The sequence below is a fragment of the Falsirhodobacter sp. alg1 genome (assembly GCF_000739715.2).
Taxonomy (GTDB): domain Bacteria; phylum Pseudomonadota; class Alphaproteobacteria; order Rhodobacterales; family Rhodobacteraceae; genus Falsirhodobacter.
Window position 1 is genome coordinate 1 of record NZ_BBJC02000106.1, and the last position, 516, is coordinate 516.

General features: G+C 59.9%; 3 protein-coding genes. All 3 read left to right on the plus strand.

The window, feature by feature from the left end; translation table 11 throughout:
* Window positions 1–167 (plus strand): helix-turn-helix domain-containing protein (locus tag TR36_RS14440; protein ID WP_045394456.1); only part of this gene is annotated, 167 nt, incomplete at its 5' end.
* On the plus strand, window positions 164–295 hold the full coding sequence (locus TR36_RS16390) for a hypothetical protein (protein ID WP_255357371.1): 132 nt from the start codon (window positions 164–166) through the stop codon (window positions 293–295). The genes TR36_RS14440 and TR36_RS16390, both read left to right, overlap by 4 nt.
* An 8-nt stretch (window positions 296–303) precedes the next feature.
* Window positions 304–516 (plus strand): hypothetical protein (locus TR36_RS14445; protein ID WP_045394459.1); only part of this gene is annotated, 213 nt, incomplete at its 3' end.

Consider the following 516-nt stretch of genomic DNA (forward strand, 5'->3'; position numbering starts at 1 on the left):
CACGGGGCGGGGTGGTTTCCAAATCCCGACTGGAGGATCGTTTCTATTCCTTTGATGCCGAGGTGGAGAGCAATACGATCGAGGTTTATGTCAGCCGTCTTCGCAAGAAACTGGGGCGCAACAGTATCGAAACGCTGCGCAACCTCGGGTACAGGATTCTACGATGAAAAAACCGCGCAGCCTTCGGCGTGATCTTGCGCTTGGACTTGGGGCAGGGCTGACGGCGTTGTGGATTCTGGCGATGCTGGGGGCAACCCTGATCGTGCGCGAAGAGCTGGATGAGGTTATGCGATAGCGGGGGAAATGCCGCAGCAGGGCCAGAACAGCCTCGCGCAGCGATTCATCGCCGAACCCGGCCAGTGTTGCGCGGCGACCCAGGGCCACCAGTTGCAACAGTTCGGCAGCAAGATCGCCTTGGGCCACCTCATCCTTTGCCTGTTCAAGGGCCTGTTCGAAGGTTCCGGTCATACCTGTTTCGCGCCGCCACAGGGTATCCAGCAGTGCCAGCCCTTCGGC